At 69.5% G+C, this 17,947-nt stretch carries 16 protein-coding genes; 12 read left to right on the plus strand and 4 right to left on the minus strand.

From position 1 onward, the window contains the following. The 6 genes from trpE (at position 1) to ACYQPG_RS09870 (ending at position 5,912) form a co-directional block, all read left to right on the plus strand. Complete coding sequence (gene trpE / locus ACYQPG_RS09845; RefSeq protein WP_461230820.1) at positions 1 to 1,521, plus strand: anthranilate synthase component I; 1,521 nt, start codon at positions 1 to 3, stop codon at positions 1,519 to 1,521. A 63-nt stretch (positions 1,522 to 1,584) separates the two neighbouring features. Next, positions 1,585 to 2,199 carry an anthranilate synthase component II gene (locus tag ACYQPG_RS09850; protein WP_147905834.1) on the plus strand — a complete coding sequence of 205 codons (615 nt, stop codon included), beginning with the start codon at positions 1,585 to 1,587 and terminating at the stop codon, positions 2,197 to 2,199. 35 nt (positions 2,200 to 2,234) lie between these two features. Continuing rightward, positions 2,235 to 3,272, plus strand: coding sequence for an anthranilate phosphoribosyltransferase (trpD, locus tag ACYQPG_RS09855; RefSeq protein ID WP_461230821.1), 1,038 nt, complete (start codon positions 2,235 to 2,237; stop codon positions 3,270 to 3,272). Next, positions 3,269 to 4,189 (plus strand): indole-3-glycerol phosphate synthase TrpC, encoded by a 921-nt coding sequence (gene trpC / locus ACYQPG_RS09860; protein ID WP_419829323.1) that lies wholly within the window; start codon positions 3,269 to 3,271, stop codon positions 4,187 to 4,189. Before trpD ends, trpC begins: the two co-directional genes overlap by 4 nt. 2 nt (positions 4,190 to 4,191) lie before the next feature. After that, positions 4,192 to 4,683, plus strand: coding sequence for a cyclic pyranopterin monophosphate synthase MoaC (gene moaC / locus ACYQPG_RS09865; RefSeq protein ID WP_461230822.1), 492 nt, complete (start codon positions 4,192 to 4,194; stop codon positions 4,681 to 4,683). Beyond that, entirely contained in the window at positions 4,680 to 5,912 is a 1,233-nt protein-coding gene (locus ACYQPG_RS09870; protein ID WP_419829324.1) for a molybdopterin molybdotransferase MoeA, read from the plus strand. The genes moaC and ACYQPG_RS09870 overlap by 4 nt, the downstream gene beginning before the upstream one ends. Positions 5,913 to 5,916: 4 nt before the next feature. On the opposite strand, the gene ACYQPG_RS09875 is transcribed toward ACYQPG_RS09870, so the two are convergent. Beyond that, on the minus strand, positions 5,917 to 7,689 hold the full coding sequence (locus tag ACYQPG_RS09875; protein ID WP_461230823.1) for a hypothetical protein: 1,773 nt from the start codon (positions 7,687 to 7,689) through the stop codon (positions 5,917 to 5,919). Positions 7,690 to 7,852: 163 nt separating this feature from the next. Here ACYQPG_RS09875 and ACYQPG_RS09880 point away from each other — a divergent pair, with 163 nt between their 5' ends. The 3 genes from ACYQPG_RS09880 to ACYQPG_RS09890 all read left to right on the plus strand — a co-directional run bounded on the left by ACYQPG_RS09880 (position 7,853) and on the right by ACYQPG_RS09890 (position 11,206). Continuing rightward, complete coding sequence (locus ACYQPG_RS09880) at positions 7,853 to 9,355, plus strand: NAD(P)/FAD-dependent oxidoreductase (protein ID WP_461230824.1); 1,503 nt, start codon at positions 7,853 to 7,855, stop codon at positions 9,353 to 9,355. 113 nt (positions 9,356 to 9,468) lie between these two features. Beyond that, on the plus strand, positions 9,469 to 10,752 hold the full coding sequence (locus tag ACYQPG_RS09885) for a PQQ-dependent sugar dehydrogenase (protein ID WP_461230825.1): 1,284 nt from the start codon (positions 9,469 to 9,471) through the stop codon (positions 10,750 to 10,752). Between the two features lie 136 nt (positions 10,753 to 10,888). Continuing rightward, the gene (locus tag ACYQPG_RS09890) at positions 10,889 to 11,206 is read left to right on the plus strand and encodes a c-type cytochrome (RefSeq protein WP_461230826.1); all 318 of its coding nucleotides are present in this window, start codon (positions 10,889 to 10,891) and stop codon (positions 11,204 to 11,206) included. Positions 11,207 to 11,567: 361 nt separating this feature from the next. Here ACYQPG_RS09890 and lepA read toward each other — a convergent pair whose 3' ends face one another. The 3 genes from lepA to ACYQPG_RS09905 form a co-directional block, all read right to left on the minus strand. Then, positions 11,568 to 13,370: a translation elongation factor 4 gene (gene lepA, locus ACYQPG_RS09895; RefSeq protein ID WP_147938642.1), complete on the minus strand. Its 1,803-nt coding sequence runs from the start codon at positions 13,368 to 13,370 to the stop codon at positions 11,568 to 11,570. A gap of 219 nt (positions 13,371 to 13,589) precedes the next feature. Continuing rightward, positions 13,590 to 13,826: a hypothetical protein gene (locus ACYQPG_RS09900; protein ID WP_246692206.1), complete on the minus strand. Its 237-nt coding sequence runs from the start codon at positions 13,824 to 13,826 to the stop codon at positions 13,590 to 13,592. 36 nt (positions 13,827 to 13,862) lie between these two features. Continuing rightward, entirely contained in the window at positions 13,863 to 14,639 is a 777-nt protein-coding gene (locus ACYQPG_RS09905) for a HugZ family pyridoxamine 5'-phosphate oxidase (RefSeq protein WP_461230827.1), read from the minus strand. A 287-nt stretch (positions 14,640 to 14,926) separates the two neighbouring features. Here ACYQPG_RS09905 and ACYQPG_RS09910 point away from each other — a divergent pair, with 287 nt between their 5' ends. The 3 genes from ACYQPG_RS09910 (at position 14,927) to ACYQPG_RS09920 (ending at position 17,898) form a co-directional block, all read left to right on the plus strand. Then, positions 14,927 to 15,637, plus strand: a complete 711-nt coding sequence (locus tag ACYQPG_RS09910; RefSeq protein ID WP_147907053.1) for a response regulator transcription factor — start codon at positions 14,927 to 14,929, stop codon at positions 15,635 to 15,637. Between the two features lie 81 nt (positions 15,638 to 15,718). Continuing rightward, complete coding sequence (locus ACYQPG_RS09915) at positions 15,719 to 17,458, plus strand: stimulus-sensing domain-containing protein (RefSeq protein ID WP_419830013.1); 1,740 nt, start codon at positions 15,719 to 15,721, stop codon at positions 17,456 to 17,458. Further along, positions 17,458 to 17,898: an HPr kinase/phosphorylase gene (locus tag ACYQPG_RS09920; RefSeq protein ID WP_419829328.1), complete on the plus strand. Its 441-nt coding sequence runs from the start codon at positions 17,458 to 17,460 to the stop codon at positions 17,896 to 17,898. Before ACYQPG_RS09915 ends, ACYQPG_RS09920 begins: the two co-directional genes overlap by 1 nt. The last annotated feature ends 49 nt before the right edge of the window (positions 17,899 to 17,947 follow it).

Genomic DNA, 17,947 nt, shown 5'->3' on the forward strand with positions numbered 1-17,947 from the left:
ATGGCCGAGGCGCCTGACTACGCGGCCTTCGCCGGACGCTACGAGGCCGGGCAGGCGAGCCTCGTCGAACTCAGCCTTGTCGCCGACCTCGAGACGCCGGTGGCGGCGTTCCTGAAGCTGCGCGCCCGGCATGCCGGCCCGGCATTCCTGCTCGAATCGGTGGAGGGCGGCGCGGTGCGCGGCCGCTACTCGATGATCGGTCTCGATCCGGACCTAATCTGGCGCTGTCGCGATGGCGCCCCCGCGATCGCCCGCGGCGCCGATCTCGACGCCTTCGCGCCGGACGACCGGAATCCGCTCGCCAGCCTGCGGGCGTTGATCGCCGAGAGCGCAATCGCTCAGTCCGATGCGCAGGATCTGCCCCCGATGGCGGCCGGCCTGTTCGGCTATCTCGGCTATGACATGGTCCGCGCCATGGAGCGGCTGCCCGAGCCGAACCCGGATCCCCTGGGCGTGCCGGACGCGATCCTGATGCGCCCGCGCGTCATGGTGGTGTTCGATTCGATCCGCGATCAGATCACCGTCATCTCGCCGGTGCGGCCTTCGCCCGGCGTCACCGCCCGCGCCGCCTACGAGGCTGCGCTCGCGTGCCTCGACCGGGTGGCGGAGGCCCTCGAAGGCCCGCTGCCGGTGGATGCGCGGGTGGACCTCTCAACGGTGGCGCATCCCGAGCCGGTCTCGAACACCTCCCCCGAGGCCTTCGCCGGCATGGTCGCGAAGGCGAAGGAGTACATCGTCGCCGGCGACGTGTTCCAGGTGGTGCTGTCCCAGCGCTTCTCGGCGCCGTTCACGCTGCCCGCCTACAGCCTGTACCGCTCGCTGCGGCGGACCAACCCGGCGCCGTTCCTCTGCTACCTCGACTTCGAGGCTTTCCAGATCGTCTGCTCGTCGCCGGAGATCCTGGTGCGCGTGCGCGACGGGACCGTCACGGTCCGGCCGATCGCTGGCACGCGCCGCCGCGGCGCGACCCCGGCCGAGGATGCGGCGCTCGCCGCCGAATTGCTGGCCGATCCGAAGGAATGCGCCGAGCACCTGATGCTGCTCGATCTCGGCCGCAACGATGCCGGCCGGGTCTCGAAGATCGGCACCGTGCGGGTCACCGATTCGTTCTTCATCGAGCGCTACAGCCAGGTCATGCACATCGTGTCGAACGTCGAGGGCGACCTCGATCCGCGCCACGATCCGCTCGACGCCCTCGCGGCCGGCTTCCCGGCCGGCACGGTCTCGGGCGCTCCGAAGGTGCGGGCCATGGAAATCATCGACGAGCTGGAGCACGAGAAGCGCGGGCCTTACGCCGGCTGCATCGGCTATTTCGGCGCGCGCGGCGAGATGGATACCTGCATCGTCCTGCGTACGGCGATCGTGAAGGACGGGCGCATGCACGTCCAGGCCGGCGCCGGCATCGTCTACGATTCAGATCCGGCCTCCGAGCAGCAGGAATGCGTCAACAAGGCCAAGGCGCTGTTCCGGGCCGCCGAGGAGGCGGTTCGGTTCGCCGCCCAGGCCAAGCGCGGGCAGTAGAGCGAGGTTGACCCTGCGGGCGAGAGGGCTCACATCGCGAAAATGCCCGAGCGTGCCGCCGCGATGTCCAACGTCCTCGTCATCGACAACTACGATTCCTTCACCTGGAATCTCGTTCACCTGATCGGCCCGCTCTGCGGCGCCGTCGCGGTCGCCCGCAACGATACGATCACCGTCGCCGACATCCGCGCTAAGGCGCCGGACGCGATCGTGCTCTCACCCGGCCCATGTACGCCGAACGAGGCGGGCATCTGCCTCGATGTCGTCCGAGACCTCTCACACGAGATCCCGATCTTCGGCGTCTGCCTCGGGCTCCAGGCGATCGGCCAGGCTTTCGGCGGCGACGTGATCCGGGCGCCGCTACCGCTGCACGGCAAGGTCTCGACCATCCGGCATGGCGCCAGCGGCCTGTTCCGGGGCCTGAACGACAGCTTCGAGGCGACCCGCTACCACTCCCTGATCGTAGACCGGGCCAGCTGCCCGGACACGTTGCGGGTTACGGCTGAGGCCGACGGCCTGATCATGGGGCTGGAGCACGCCGAGCGGCCGCTCCACGGGGTGCAGTTCCACCCCGAAAGCATCCGGTCGCAGCACGGCACGGAGATCGTGAGGAACTTCCTGGATCTGGCCGCCGCCTGGAACGCGGCGCGTGACAGGACCCGCGCCGACGTGCATTGACGCCGGACGGCCGGGGCGGCCTTCCGACAGAGCGCATGGACAGCTTCAGACCCCATCTCGCCAAGGTCGCCGGGGGCCTGGCCCTCGACCGTGCCGAGGCGCGCGCGGCCTTCGACGACCTGTTGTCGGGCGAGGTCACGCCCGTGCAGGCCGGCGCGTTCCTGGCCGCCCTGAAGGTGCGCGGCGAGACCGTCGAGGAGATCGTCGGCGCCGCCGAGGCGATGCGCGCCCGCATGACCCGGATCGATGCGCCCGCCGGCGCCGTCGACGTGGTCGGCACCGGCGGCGATCATTCCGGCAGCGTGAACGTCTCGACGCTCGCCGCCATCCTGGTCGCCGCCTGCGGCGTGCCGGTGGCCAAGCACGGGAACCGCGCCGCGACTTCGCGCTCAGGTGCCGCCGACGTGTTGGCGGCTTTGGGCGTCAGGCTTGGGCTCGATGCCGAGGGTCAGGCCCGGTGCCTCGCCGAGGCCAACCTGTGCTTCCTATTCGCCCAGGCCCATCACGGCGCCATGCGCCACGTGGCGGCGGTGCGCTCCGAGCTGCCGGTGCGGACGATCTTCAACCTGCTGGGACCGCTCTGTAATCCGGCGGGCGTCGCCTACCAGCTGTTCGGCGTCGCGCAGGAGGCGCTGGCCGAGCCGCTGACGAAGGTGCTCGCCGAACTCGGCAGCCGCCGGGTCTGGACCGTCCACGGCTCCGACGGACTAGACGAGATAACCGTCACCGGGCCGACCCGCGTGGTGGCCCTCGAGGAGGGCCGGTTGTCCCGGTTCACCATCGATCCGCGGGACCTCGGCCTCCCGTTGCGGGCACCGGAAGAGCTGCGCGGCGGCGATCCTGCCGACAACGCCCGGGCGCTCGAAGCCGTCCTGGCCGGCGCACGCAACGCCTACCGGGACATCGCCGTTCTCAATGCAGGCGCGGCCCTCGTCGTCGCGGGGGCGGCGTCGACCCTGGCGGACGGGCTCGCGCGGACGCAGGATGCCGTCGATTCCGGGGCGGCGCGGGACACCTTCGCCCGCTTGGTCCGGGCCTCGAACGATCCCTCGAACGGGGAGGAGTGCCGATGAGCACGCTCACGCAGGAATCGGTGACCCATGAGGGTTCTGCCGAGGCGCCGAACGAGCGGCCCAACGTGCTGGCCCGGATCGAGGCCTACAAGCGCCGCGAGATCGCCGAGGCGAAGCTGCGGGTGCCGCTGGCCAAGCTCGAGCGCCGCGCCGCCCAGGCCGTGCCGGTGCGCGGGTTCGCGGCGGCGATCCGGAGCCATCTCGATGCCGGGCGCCCGGCCCTGATCGCGGAGGTGAAGAAGGCCTCCCCGTCGAAGGGCCTGATCCGCGAGGATTTCGCGCCCGCGACGCTGGCGGCGGCCTACGAGGCCGGCGGTGCCACCTGCCTGTCGGTGCTCACCGACGAGCCGTCGTTCCAGGGGCGTCCGGAATACCTCACCGAGGCGCGGGCGGCCTGCGGGCTCCCGGTTCTGCGCAAGGACTTTTTGTTCGAGCCCTACCAGGTCTACGAGGCCCGGGCCTGGGGTGCCGATTGCATCCTTGCCATCATGGCCTGCCTGGACGACGACGAGGCTGAGGCGCTGGTGGCAACCGCGCACGAGCTCGGCATGGACGTGCTGGTCGAGGTCCACGACGAGGCCGAGTTGAACCGCGCGGTGCCGCTCGGCACGGCCCTGATCGGGATCAACAACCGCAACCTCAAGACCTTCGAGGTCTCGTTCGAGACCGCGATCCGCCTCGCCCCGGGCATCCCGGCGGACCGGATCGCCGTGGCCGAGAGCGGTATCGGCGGCCATGCCGACGTCAGGCGGCTCCGGGAGCACGGTCTGGGCGTGGTGCTGGTCGGCGAGAGCCTGATGCGCCAGGCGGACGTCACGCGGGCGACCCGGGAATTGCTGTTCGGTGAGGGCGACGGGCCGGAGCCGGACGCCAAGGCCGGCAAGGCCAAGAAGCAAGACGACAAGAAGAAGGGGTGAGCATGGAACCGGGTTCGACGCTCACCCATCTCGACACCAGCGGCGCGGCCAACATGGTCGATGTCACCGACAAGCCCGCCACAGACCGCACCGCCCGGGCCGAGGGCAGCGTGGTGATGCGGCCCGAGACCCTGGCGCTGATCCGCGAGGGCGACGCCAAGAAGGGCGACGTGGTCGGCACCGCGCGGCTCGCCGGGATCATGGCCGCCAAGCGGACTTACGAGCTGATCCCGCTCTGCCATCCGCTGCTGCTGTCGAAGGTGCGGGTCGAGTGCGAGCTGGACGACGCGCTGCCGGGCCTGCGCATCGCCGCCGAGGTGCGGGTCCAGGGCCCGACCGGGGTCGAGATGGAGGCGCTGACCGCGGTCTCCGTGGCCTGCCTGACGGTCTACGACATGGTGAAGGCGGTGGATCGCGGCATGCGGATCGAGGGCATCCGCCTCATCGCCAAGGATGGCGGCCGCTCCGGTGCCTACCGGGCGCCCGACGCATGAGCACTGGGCTGATCCCGGTCGCCGAAGCGCTGGCACGGGTGCTCGCAAGCATCCCCGCGCCGGTCGAGGCAGAAACGATTCCGCTGGCCCGGGCCGCAGGGCGCACGTTGGCGGCTGATGTCGCCGCCTCCCGAACGCAGCCGCCGTTCCCGGCCTCCGCCATGGACGGCTACGCGGTCCGCTTCGCCGATGCGTCCGTGGTTGGTGCCAGCCTGAGATTGATCGGGACCAGCGCGGCCGGTCACGGCTTCTCGGGGCGCATCGGCCCCGGCGAGGCGGTGCGGATCTTCACCGGCGCTCCCGTGCCGGAGGGCGCCGACGGGATCCTGATCCAGGAGGACGCGCAGGCCGAGGGCGACGTCGTTCGGGTGATGGAGGCGGTCGAAAGAGACCGATTTATCCGCCGGGCCGGCCTGGACTTCACCGCCGGCGAGACCCTGTTGGTCGCCGGCATGACCCTCGACGCGCGGCGCCTGGCGTTGTCCGCGGCGGCCGGCCAGCCGGAACTCTCGGTCCGCCGCCGGCCGCGCGTGGCGATCCTCGCGACCGGCGACGAGCTTGTGGAACCCGGCGCCGTGCCGGCTTGGGACCAGATCGTCGCCTCGAACAGCCTCGCGCTCGCCGCCCTCTCCGCCGAGGCCGGCGCCGAGATCATCGACCTCGGTATCGCCGCCGACGATCACGGGGCCCTGGAAGATGCGTTCCGCCGCGCCCGCGAGGCCCGGGCCGACCTCTTGGTGACGCTCGGCGGCGCATCCGTCGGCGACCACGACCTGGTCCAGGCCGCGCTCGCCCGGGAGGGGCTGGAACTCGGCTTCTGGCGTGTGGCGCTCCGGCCCGGGAAGCCGCTGATGCACGGGCGACTGGGCGACATGCTGGTGATCGGCCTGCCCGGGAATCCGGTGTCGTCGATCGTCTGCGGACTGCTGTTCGTCGTGCCGGCAATCCGAGCCCTGCAGGGCGACCCGCAGGCGGGCGCCGACCGGAGCGAACCGGCCACGCTCGCCCGCGACCTGCCGGCCAACGATGGCCGCGCCGACTATATGCGCGCCACCCTCGCGCTCGAACCCGGCTGCCTGCCGGTGGCGGATCCGGAGAAGCGCCAGGATTCCTCCATGCTGGCCGTGCTCGGCCGCGCCGAGGCGCTGCTGATCCGCGCGCCGCACGAGAAGGCCGCGACGGCCGGCGATCCCTGCCGGATCATCCGGCTCGATCGCCGGTTGCTCTGACCGCCTAGCGAATAACCCGCCAGACCTTGAGGGGACCTGGCAGCGCGATGGGCTCCAGCCGGTCGGACTGAGCCTCCCCGCGGGCGAGCCGGGTCGCGAAGGCCGGCTCGGCCTGGAGGTCGTCGGCCGGACGAGCCGGGCAGGCTACCACGTAGCGGACCCGGAAGGCGTCGAGCACCCGGTCGAGATCCGCCTCGGTGCCGCCGAGGCCCTCGATCGCGGCGGTCAGGCCCGGAATCGCCCGGTGATAGGGCGCGGCCACAATGGTGTGCGGCGTGCGCAGCAGGATCGACGGCCCGAGGGCGATCGGCGCCAGCACGGTCCCGGCCGGGAGTGCCGCCAGGGGACGCACGGCGGCATCTCCCAGGCAGGCGAAGGCGGCGGCTGGATCGGGTCCCGTCCGGGCTTCGGCGCCGAGCCATCCGGCCAGCGCCGCGGGCGCCATCCAGAGGGTGCTGATGAGGCTGGCGCCGAGCGCGGCGGCCGCCCCGCGGCGGGGGTCGGCCCGGACGGCCAGCGTCAGAGCCCGGTCAATCACCGGCCCCGTCACCAGCGGCACGAAGCCGGAGGCGATGTAGAGCCCGCGGAACTGAAAGATCCCGAGGATCAGCCCGGGCCAGAGGAACAGGGCGGCGACCGACCAGGCGCGCCGCTGTGATCCGCGCCACGCCATCAAACTCGTGGCCAGGGTTGCGAGGAGAACGACCGGGTAGAAGACCAGCATCTCCCAGCGCCCCTGGGCCACGGATTTCCGCACCGACGCCATCTCGTTGACGGTGAGCAGCCAATGCTCCCGCACCAGCGGCGTCATCCCGGGGAACGGCCCGTCGAGGCAGACCGGAAAGGCGAGGGCGAACCCTCCGATCAGAGCAATGCCGGAGGCGATTGCCAGGGCGAGCCTCGCGCGGCCCTTCGTGCGAGACCGGTCCAGGACGAACGCTGCGGCGCCGAAGCCGAGGCCGCCGGTCGTCAGCCACAGCCAGGGCGGGGAGAGGGCGTCGCAGCGCGTCGCGGTCCAGAGGCCGGGGGCCGTCTGCGCGGCGAACAGGAGCGGGGCCGCCACGCCGAGGCCGAGCCCGAAGCCTGCGAGGCAGGGGAGGGCGACGCGGCCGCGCCGGCACCAGTCGCCGGCAAGGTAGAGCGCGCCGAGGGCGAGATAGGGCAGGCCTTCGAGGCCCACCGTCAGCGAGAGGGCCGCCAGCCCGCCGCCGACGAGCCCGGCGCGGAAGCCGCCGCGGATCACGCAGAATGCGAGGCCCAGGATCGCCAGGATCTGGACGTTGTGGTGATCGACCCGGCCCGCCTGAAACTGGATCGCGATCCCGAAGGTCTGGGTCGCCGCAAGCACCGCCAGGATTGCCGCCCGGCTCCCGAAATGCGCGTTCACGCCCCGGTACAGCAGGGTGCAGAACAGCCCGAACAGCAGCATCGGCCAGATCGCCGCCGCCAGACCTGTGGCGAGGTCCGGCCCGGCCAGGGGCGTCAACGCCCGGATCAGGCCCGCGATCGGAGCGTCCACCAGGCGCGACCAATGGCTCGCCACGCCGTCCGGCGCCAGGAACCGGTACTGGGTGTTGTCGTACCAGCCCTGGCCGGCCAGCATGTCGCGCACTTCGACAAGCCGCATCGCGTCGTCGGTGTCGGGCACGCGCAGGTGCCGGATCGTGTCCCACACGTCCTGCGGCGCGTTCAGCGTCGCGAGCGACAGGGCGACGAGCAGCCACAAGAACGTGCGCGGATCGATCCGTGCCGGCGAGGCGGCGGCCGCGGGCGGCATCGGTTCGGGTCCCCGGATGCGCCGAAAGCGAGCGCCGGAGCCATGCTGCGCGCCCGCGCTTAATGGCGGGTCAATCAACCGTGAGGCGGTTCCTTAACCATCCCGCCGCACTCTCCGCGCGAGCCGGTCCGCGATCCGGCCGGGACGGCAGCCGGAGCAGGGGATGAGCCACCACACCGAGACGCTGGTGATCGGCGCGGGGCCGGCGGGCCTCACGGCCGCTTACCTGCTGTCGAAGCAGGGGCGGTCGGTCACCGTGCTGGAGCGGGATCCGGCGCAGGTCGGCGGCATCTCCCGCACGGTCTCGCACAACGGCTACCTGTTCGATATCGGCGGACACCGGTTCTTCTCGAAATCCAAGGCGGTGGTCGATCTCTGGGACGAGATCCTGCCCAACGACTTCATCGAGCGGCCACGGCTGTCCCGGATCTACTATCGCGGCCGGTACTACGCCTATCCGCTCAAGGCGTTCGAAGCGCTGCGCAACCTCGGCCTGTTCACGAGCGCGGCTTGCGTGGCCTCCTACCTGTACGCCCGCATGCGGCCGGTGCGCGACCCCAAGAACTTCCACGCCTGGGTCCGCAACCAGTTCGGCGAGCGCCTGTTCTCGATCTTCTTCAAGACCTACACCGAGAAGGTGTGGGGCATGTCGTGCGACGCAATCTCGGCCGATTGGGCGGCCCAGCGCATCAAGGGCCTCGACCTCGGCGCGGCGATCCGCGACGGCATCAAGCGCTCGCTCGGCCTGCGCAAGGCGCCCAAGGCCGGCGGCCCGGTGATCAAGACGCTGATCGAGTCGTTCCGCTATCCCCGCCGCGGACCCGGTATGATGTGGGAGGCCGCCGCCGCCAAGATCCAGGCGCAGGGCGGGAGCGTGCTCCTCGACCGCGGCGTCGATGCGCTCTCCTACGATGCCGGCACCGGCATCTGGACGGTCGCGGCCCGCAGCGCCGACGGCAGCCGCGAGACCTTCACGGCCCGGCACGTGATCTCGTCGGCGCCGGTGCGCGAACTGGTCGATGCGATCCGCCCGCGTCCGCTCAGCACCTTCAACGCGCGGTCGCTCAAGTACCGCGACTTCCTGACCGTGGCGCTCATCGCCAAGTCGCAAAAGAATTTTCCAGACAACTGGATCTACATTCACGATCCGTCCGTGCAGGTCGGCCGGGTGCAGAACTTCCGCTCCTGGTCGCCCGAGATGGTGCCGGACGACGATCACACATGCCTCGGCCTCGAGTATTTCTGCTTCGAGGGCGACGGGCTCTGGACCGCCTCGGACGAGGAGCTTGTGGCGCTCGCCAAGCGCGAGATCGGCCAGATCGGGCTTATCGATCCGGCCGACGTGGTCGATGCCTGCGTGGTCCGCCAGCCCAAGGCGTATCCGGTCTACGACGAGGATTATGCCGGACACGTCGTCACCGTGCGGCGCGAGCTGGAGCGGGACTTCCCGAGCCTGCACCTCGTCGGTCGCAACGGCATGCACAAGTACAACAACCAGGACCACGCGATGATGACCGCGATGCTGACCGTGGAGAACATCCTCGGCGGCCGGCGCCGGCACGATGTCTGGCAGGTCAACGAGGACGCCGAATACACCGAATCCGGCGTATCCGGCGCGCAGGCGGCTTTGGGCAGCGAGCGTCTCGTCCCCCGCAAGGTCGCCTGACACGCGACAGCTGCGGGCGCGCGTCACCGGCGCAACTTGCCCGCCCGCAGGCGTCGTCTATGTCCGATTCGGAACCGTCCGAACCCAAGGGCGGCCGGGAGGATTTTAAAACGATGCGATCGCTGTTCATCGCTGCGCTCTGGGCGGGCGTCGCCCTGCCCGCCCTCGTGGCTCCGGCCCTCGCACAGGGTGCGGCGCCGGCCGAGACCAAGGCCAAGGCCGACGACCTGGAGAAGCTGCAGAACCTCCGCAGCACCGACACCCAGGCCGCCCCCGAGATCCCGCAGACCGGCCGCCGCGCCGATGCGATCCGCAAGACGCTCACCAAGATCAAGCTGCCCGACGGCTTCAAGATCGATCTCTACGCCGTGGTGCCGGATGCCCGCGCCATCGCGGTCGGCCCCAATGCCGGCGTGCTGTTCGTCGGCACCCGCAAGACCAAGGTCTACACGGTCACCGACCGCGACAAGGACCGGGTCGCCGACGAGGTCCGGGCCTTCGCGCCGGGCATCGCGTTCAAGATCCCCAACGGCGTCTGCTTCTCGAAGGACGGCGTGCTCACCATCGTGGAGCAGAATCGGGTGCTCGCCTTCCCGGCCGCCGAGTTCTTCTACGAGAATCCGGACGTCGCCGCCGGCATCCTGGTGAAGGAAGGCGCGCTGATCCCGGCCGGGGAAGAGAGCTTCAATCACACCGCCCGGGTCTGCCGGGTGGGTGCGGACGGCAAGACCTACATTGCGCTCGGCCAGCCCTACAACGTGCCGCCGGCCGAGAAGATGGACCTGTACCGGAAGGCCGGCATCGGCGGCATCATCCGCATCGACGCCGACGGCAAGAACCGCGAGGTTTTTGCGACCGGCATCCGCAATTCGGTGGGCATGGATTTCGCCGCCGACAAGTCGCTCTGGTTCACCGACAACCAGGTCGATGGCATGGGCGACGACAAGCCGCCGGGTGAATTGAACCACGCCACCAAGGCGGGCGAGAATTTCGGCTTCCCCTGGTACGGCGGCGGCGCAATCCGCACGGTCGAGTATAAGGACCAGACCCCGCCCGCCGACGCGGTCGCCCCGGTCACCGAATTGCCGCCCCACGCGGCCGATCTCGGCATGGCCTTCTACAACGGCAAGCAGTTCCCGGCCTCGTACAAGGGCGGGATCTTCATCGCCGAGCACGGTTCCTGGAACCGCACCGAGCCGGTGGGCGCCCGGGTGATGTTCGCCCCCATGGGCGCGGACGGGAAGCTCGGCGCGGTCAAGCCGTTCGCGGAAGGCTGGCTGACCGGCGACGGCGAGTATCTCGGCCGCCCGGTGGACGTGGCGGTGATGCTCGACGGCTCGCTGCTGGTCTCGGACGATTCCGCCGGGGCGATCTACCGGATCTCCTACGACAAGTAGGTTTTTGGGACTTGGCGCCTCGCTCCGTACGAGGCGCCACCGCCGCAAACAGGCGCAGTCCCCCTCTCCCGCACGGGAGAGGGGGACTGCGCCTGTTCCGTTGACCTTTCGTGAAACCGCCTACCGAGCCCAGCCGATGATCCGCCCGCTTCTCCTTCTTGCCGCTCTGCTCGTCCCGCTCTCGGCCCAGGCCGGCGACGCGGCCCTCGGGCGCAAGAAGGCCAGCGCCTGCCAGACCTGTCACGGGATGGACGGGCTCTCGAAGCTGCCGGAGGCGCCGAACCTCGCCGCCCAGGTCGAGCCCTACCTGGTGAAGGCGCTCGGCGAGTACCGCGACGGCAAGCGGCAGAACGAGATCATGAACGTGGTCGCCAAGGAACTGTCGGATGCCGACATCGCGAATCTGGCGGCGTATTACGCGGGCATCCAGATCGACGTGCTGCCGCCGGGGTAGAAGCTTCTCCGGCGCTCCACACCGTCATTGCTTCGTAGTGCTCGCGACGACGGAAGGGACCGTTCGGATTCGATAACTGCACCGGGTCCACCGAGTGACGATTTCGAGCCACGGAGATCCTCAAACCCTCCCCCTCATCCTGAGGTGCTGCGTAGCTGCCTCGAAGGAGCCCTCCAGGGATCGCGCGACTGGCGGGAGGGCTCCTTCGAGGCCTCCGCTGCGCTCCGGCACCTCAGGATGAGGAAAAGGATGGGATAGCCGGTCGAACAGGCTCTCGATCAAAGACAGACCGATAAGGCCAGACGCTGAACCGATCCGCACCGCCCACCCTAGGTTGAGTACGCGTCACGAAATCAGCACCTCAATCGTCCATCTTCAGCGCCGCGATGAACGCCTCCTGCGGGATCTCCACGCGCCCGAACTGGCGCATCTTCTTCTTGCCTTCCTTCTGCTTGTCCAACAGCTTGCGCTTGCGCGAGATGTCGCCGCCGTAGCACTTGGCGGTGACGTCCTTGGACAGGGCCTTGATCGTCTCGCGGGCGATGATCTTGCCGCCGATCGCCGCCTGGACCGGGATCTGGAACAGGTGGCGGGGGATCAGGTCCTTCAGCTTCTCGCACATGGCCCGGCCGCGCGATTCGGCGCGGGTGCGGTGGACCAGCATCGAGAGGGCGTCCACCGGCTCGGCGTTGACCAGCAGCGACATCTTCACGAGGTCACCCTCGCGGTAGTCGGAGACGTGGTAGTCGAACGAAGCGTAGCCCTTCGAGATCGATTTCAGCCGGTCGTAGAAATCGAACACCACCTCGTTCAGCGGCAGGTCGTAGACCACCATGGCGCGCTTGCCGACGTAGTTCAGGTCGATCTGGACGCCGCGGCGGTCCTGGCAGAGCTTGAGCACGCCGCCTAGATACTCGTCCGGCGTCAGGATCGTGGCGCGGATCCAGGGCTCCTCGATCAGCTCGATCTTCATCACGTCCGGCATGTCGGCCGGGTTGTGCAGCTCTTTGAGCGTGCCGTCGCGCATCTTCAGGCGGTAGACCACCGAGGGCGCGGTGGAGATCAGGTCGAGGTTGAACTCGCGCTCCAGCCGCTCCTGGATGATCTCCAGGTGCAGCAGGCCGAGGAAGCCGCAGCGGAAGCCGAAGCCCAGCGCGGCCGAACTCTCCATCTCGTAGGAGAAGGACGCGTCGTTGAGCCGGAGCCGGCCCATGGCCGCGCGCAGGTTCTCGAACTCGGCGGCGTCCACCGGGAACAGGCCGCAGAACACGACCGCCTGGACTTCCTTGAAGCCCGGCAGCATCGAGGTGGTCTGGCGCTTGTCCTCGGTCAGCGTGTCGCCGACGCGGGTGTCGGCGACCTCCTTGATCGAGCCGGTGAAGAAGCCGACCTCGCCCGGGCCGAGCTCGCCGATCTCGGCCATCTTCGGACGGAACACGCCGATCCGGTCGACGCCGTGGACGGCGTCCGCGCCCATCATCCGGATGGTCATGCCCTTCTTGAGCACACCGTCGATGATGCGCACCAGCACGACGACGCCGAGATAGGCGTCGTACCAGCTGTCCACCAGCAGGGCCTTGAGCGGCGCGCTCCGGTCGCCCTTGGGCGGCGGCAGGCGGGTCACGATCGCCTCCAGCACCGCCTCGATGTTCAGCCCGGTCTTGGCCGAGATCGGCACCGCGTTCGAGGCGTCGAGGCCGATCACCTCCTCGATCTGCTCCTTGACCCGCTCCGGCTCGGCGGCCGGCAGATCGACCTTGTTGAGGACCGGCACGATCTCGTGGTTGGCGTCGAGCGCCTGGTAGACGTTGGCCAGCGTCTGCGCTTCGACGCCCTGGGAGGCATCCACCACCAGCAGCGAGCCCTCGCAGGCGGCCAGCGAGCGCGACACCTCGTAGGCGAAGTCCACGTGGCCGGGCGTGTCCATCAGGTTGAGGATGTAATCCTTGCCGTCCTCGGCCCGGTATTCCAGGCGCACGGTCTGCGCCTTGATGGTGATGCCGCGCTCCTTCTCGATATCCATCGAGTCGAGCATCTGCTCGCTCATGTCGCGCAACGCCACGGTGCCGGTGGCCTGGATCAGCCGGTCCGCCAGGGTCGATTTGCCGTGGTCGATATGCGCGACGATCGAGAAGTTGCGGATGTTGTCGATCGGGGTTGTCATCGGCATTCCGTTCGGGCGCGCGACGGCGCGCACCGTCTGACGTCTGGGCGTGTTCGGATGGGTCGGCTCACGCGCGAGATAGCAGTGCCGCGCAGACGCGCCAAGCGCGGGAGCCGACCCGCTGCGACCGGGGGGCCAGAACGACGAAGCGGGAGCCAGTACGAACCGACCCCCGCCCGTCGGCAGTGCTCCGCCGATGCCGGCGGCTATGACGAGCGTTCAGCGGCCGCGGTCGCGGATCAGGCGCTCGATCTCGGCCTCGCCGTGGGTCCGGGCCTTCGACTCGGTCGGGTGCTTCCGGTCCGAGCGCTGGTGCAGCTTGCCGTGCTTGCGGATGCTCCACTGGAACATCGCGCCGCTTTCGCCGACCGGCTGCACATCGAGGCTGAAGGGATAGGTGTCTGTCTGGATCTCGCTCATCGCGCGGATATGGTGCACCGGGCGGCACTTCGCCATGCCCCGGGGTGATCTCCCGCCCCCGATGTCCCCCGCTCAGGCCCCGCCGCGCGCCTGCGCCGCCATGGCGACGAGGTGTCTGCGCAGGCCGCCCATGTCGGAGACGCGCTCGGGAAAGACCACCCGCGCCGTCCGGTCGCCGGCCATCAGGTCGAGCCCCTCCGGGTCCAGCCCGCTCAAGCGCCACGGCAGCCCAGCCTCCGCACCCGCCGCGGCGGCGTAGAGCGCCAGCGCGTCGGAGTGGTCGGCGTTCATGTGCTCGACCGCCCCGGCCTCGCCGGCGACCACGGCCTCCGCCCCGGTGAGGTCGAGGAGCAATTCTTCGCGGGTCAACGTGGCGGCCTTCGCGAAACCGCCGTTCAGGTGTCCAGACTTCGCGGTCACTGCGAAGAACCCGAAATCCGGAAAGTCGGCGTAGAGCTTGGCCTTCGGATGGCGGGCCAGGAAACGCGCCCGCGCCCGCGCCGCCTCGGTCTGCACGGCGGTGCCGACCACGGTGAGCCGCGGATGCGCCAACGGATCGCCCTTGCCGCCCTGCGAGAACAGCAGCGAGCACCGCGGATCCGCCAGCAGGTTGCGGGTGTGGGCCGAGAGCCGCGACAGCAGCATCAGCGGCGTGCCGTCCTGGTCGGTGGCGATCGTCACCAGCGACGCGAACGGCGTCCCCTCCGAATCGAGGGTCGCCAGTGCCCCGGAACGGATGCTCCGCAGCAGCATCCGCGACAACCCGATGGCGTCGAACGGCGCCTCGCCCGCGGGCAGCGGACGGGCCATCTCGCGCTGTTCCGACGCACTGGTGCTCGTCTCGCCCATCCGGTCGCTCCCGTTTTCCACCGCTGCCGCACGCCCGCCACCGTAGCGGCGCACCGCTTCCCGCACGAGCGCCCGGACCCGCGTCAGATCGGCCTTTATGGCCAAGCTATGACCGCCGCTCGCTTTTTCCGATCGGCCGTACTAAAGCACCTGTCCCGTTGCGCGAACCGGGCGGCGCCGAAACCGGCCCGGTTCGCGCTTCCGCCTGCCCCTCGGGGGCCGGGATGGAGCGCGGCCCGCGCGAACAGCCGGGACCGCGCTTGAGCCCGTTCAGTCAGGGATCGCGCATGCCAACCATCGCCCTCGTCGACGACGACCGGAATATCCTGACCTCCGTGTCGATCGCGCTTGAGACCGAAGGCTATCGCATCCAGACCTACACCGACGGCGCCTCCGCCCTCGACGGTCTGCGGCACTCCCCGCCGGACCTCGCGATCTTCGACATCAAGATGCCGCGCATGGACGGGATGGAGCTTCTCCGCCGCCTGCGGCAGAAATCCGACCTCCCGGTGATCTTCCTGACCTCGAAGGACGAGGAGATCGACGAGCTGTTCGGTCTCAAGATGGGCGCGGACGACTTCATCCATAAGCCGTTCTCGCAGCGCCTTCTGGTGGAGCGCGTGAAGGCGGTGCTGCGCCGCTTCGCCAAGGAGCCGGCGGGCGCCACCCCACGGGGCGAGGCCGAGGTCGCGGCCCGCTCGCTGGAGCGTGGCTCGCTGATGATGGATCCGGAGCGCCACACCTGCACCTGGAAGGGTGAGCCGGTGACCCTCACGGTCACGGAATTCCTGATCCTGCAGGCGCTGGCCCACCGCCCGGGCGTCGTGAAGAGCCGCAACGCCCTCATGGATGCCGCCTACGACGATCAGGTCTACGTCGACGACCGCACCATCGACAGCCACATCAAACGCCTGCGCAAGAAGTTCAAAGTGACCGACCAGGCCTTCGACATGATCGAGACGCTGTACGGCGTCGGCTACCGGTTCAAGGAGGCGTGATCTAAAAGGATCCGCCACGTGACCGGCCAGACCCCCGCCCAAGCCGAGGACGCCCCACCGCGCCCCTCGTTCACCCAGCTCCTGTCCCGACCGCTGACCTGGCCGCGCGCCCTCTGGGACGCGATCGGCCAGCGCGCGTCTTCGAGCCTGACGCGTCGCATCGTCGTGCTCAACCTCGTCGGGTTGATCGCGCTGCTCGTCGGGTTCCTCTACCTCAATCAGTTCCGGCAGGGCCTGATCCAGGCCCGGATCCAGAGCCTGGCGATCCAGGGCGAGATCATCGCGGGCGCCATCGCGGCCTCCGCGTCGGTCGACACCGACACCATCCAGATCGACCCCGACAAGCTGCTCCAGCAGCAGGCGGGGGAGCCCACCGAGGAGGAATCGCAGCCTCTGGCCTTCTCGCTCAACCCCGAGAAGGTGGCGCCGCTGCTGTCCCGCCTGGTCACCCCCACGGGCAACCGGGCCCGGGTCTACGACCAGGAGGGCGGCCTGCTGTTCGACACCCGGACCCTGTTCAAGCGCGGGGATGCCGGCCGCAACGACACGATCGCGGCAAAGCCCCACAAAGCGGGCATGCTGGAATCCGCTTTCCAGGCGGTCCAGACTAAGCTCAGCGCCCTCATCGGCGGCCGAGGCGCTCAACCCGAGGAGACGGGGCCGGTGAACGGCCATTCGCTCCGCGAGGTCCAAGCTGCGCTCACCGGCAATCGCGGCAGCCTGGTCCGCCGCAACGCCCTGGGCGAGACCACCGTCTCGGTGGCCGTGCCGATCCACCGTGCCGGCTCGGTGCGAGGCGCGCTCCTGATCTCCACGCAAGGGGACGCCATCGACCGGGTGATCGCCTCGGAGCGCTTCGGTCTCCTGCAGGTGTTCCTGGTCGCCTCGGCTGTCATGGTGGTGCTCTCGGCGTTGCTGGCCGGCGCCATCGCAGGGCCGGTCCGGCGGCTGGCCGAGGCTGCCGAAAAGGTCCGCATGGGGATCAAGACCCGCGAAGAGATCCCCGACTTTACCCAGCGCACGGACGAGATCGGCCACCTTTCCGGGGCCCTGCGGGACATGACCCAGGCGCTCTACCGGCGCATCGACGCCATCGAAAGCTTCGCCGCCGATGTCAGCCATGAGCTGAAGAACCCGCTGACGTCCCTGCGCAGCGCGGTCGAGACGCTGCCGCTGGCGAAGTCCGATGATTCGCGCGGCCGCTTGATGGCAATCATCCAGCACGATGTGAAGCGCCTCGACCGGCTGATCAGCGACATCGCCGACGCTTCGCGGCTCGACGCCGAACTTGCCCGCGCAGAGGCACGCCGGGTCGATCTCAAGAAGCTGCTGTCCACGGTCGTCTCGGTGGCGAACGAGCGGAGACGCCCGAAAGATTGCCTGATCCAGCTCGACGTCGAGCCAATCGCCGATCAGGATGCACCCTTCACGGTGATCGGCCACGACAGCCGGCTTGGTCAGGTCGTCAACAACCTTCTCGACAATGCCCGCTCGTTCTCGCCCACCGAGGCGAAGGTCCGGGTGGCCCTGCGCCGGGTCCGCGGCGAGGTCGAGCTGGTTTGCGAGGACGAGGGACCCGGCATTCCGGAGCACGCCCTGGAGCGCATCTTCGAGCGCTTCTACACCGATCGGCCCGAGCAGGGGTTCGGGCAGAATTCGGGGCTCGGGCTGTCGATCTCGCGCCAGATCGTTCAGGCCCACCGTGGGACGATCCGAGCCGAGAACCGACCCGGTGCACCGGACGAGGACGGCGAGCCCACGGTGCGCGGCGCCCGCTTCACCGTTCGCCTCCCGGCCGCACCGCGGCAGCTCCACGCCTGATGACGACCCTCCACGCTTCCTGCGTGACCTTGGGTGGGGCCGGCATCCTGATTCGCGGTCCGTCCGGCTCTGGAAAGTCGAGCTTGGCGGTTCTCATCGCCGCGGAGGCGGATGGGGCCTTCGTGGCAGACGACCGGGTGGTGTGCGACCGACGGGCCGATACGCTTGTCGCCCGGTCCCATGAGGTATCGGCGGGACAGGTCGAGATCCGAGGGCAGGGCATTCTATCGGCAGCGGACCTTGGATTGCCGCTCAGCTACGAGGCGCATCTACGCCTCTCGGTCGATCTCGTTGACGAACAACCTCGGTTGCCCGATCCACCGGGCGATGCCCAAATTCTCGACGTGCCGTTACCGCGCTTGGTCCTCGACGCCGCAGTGCGACGGGCGGGATTATCGATGTTGCTGATTCGTGCCGCGCTGCGAAAGTCCAGTCCGTGACTTCGCAGCCGCACAGGTCATCGATTCGCGTCCCGGTGGTGAGACCCCA

The organism is Methylobacterium sp. CM6246 (genome assembly GCF_054818005.1).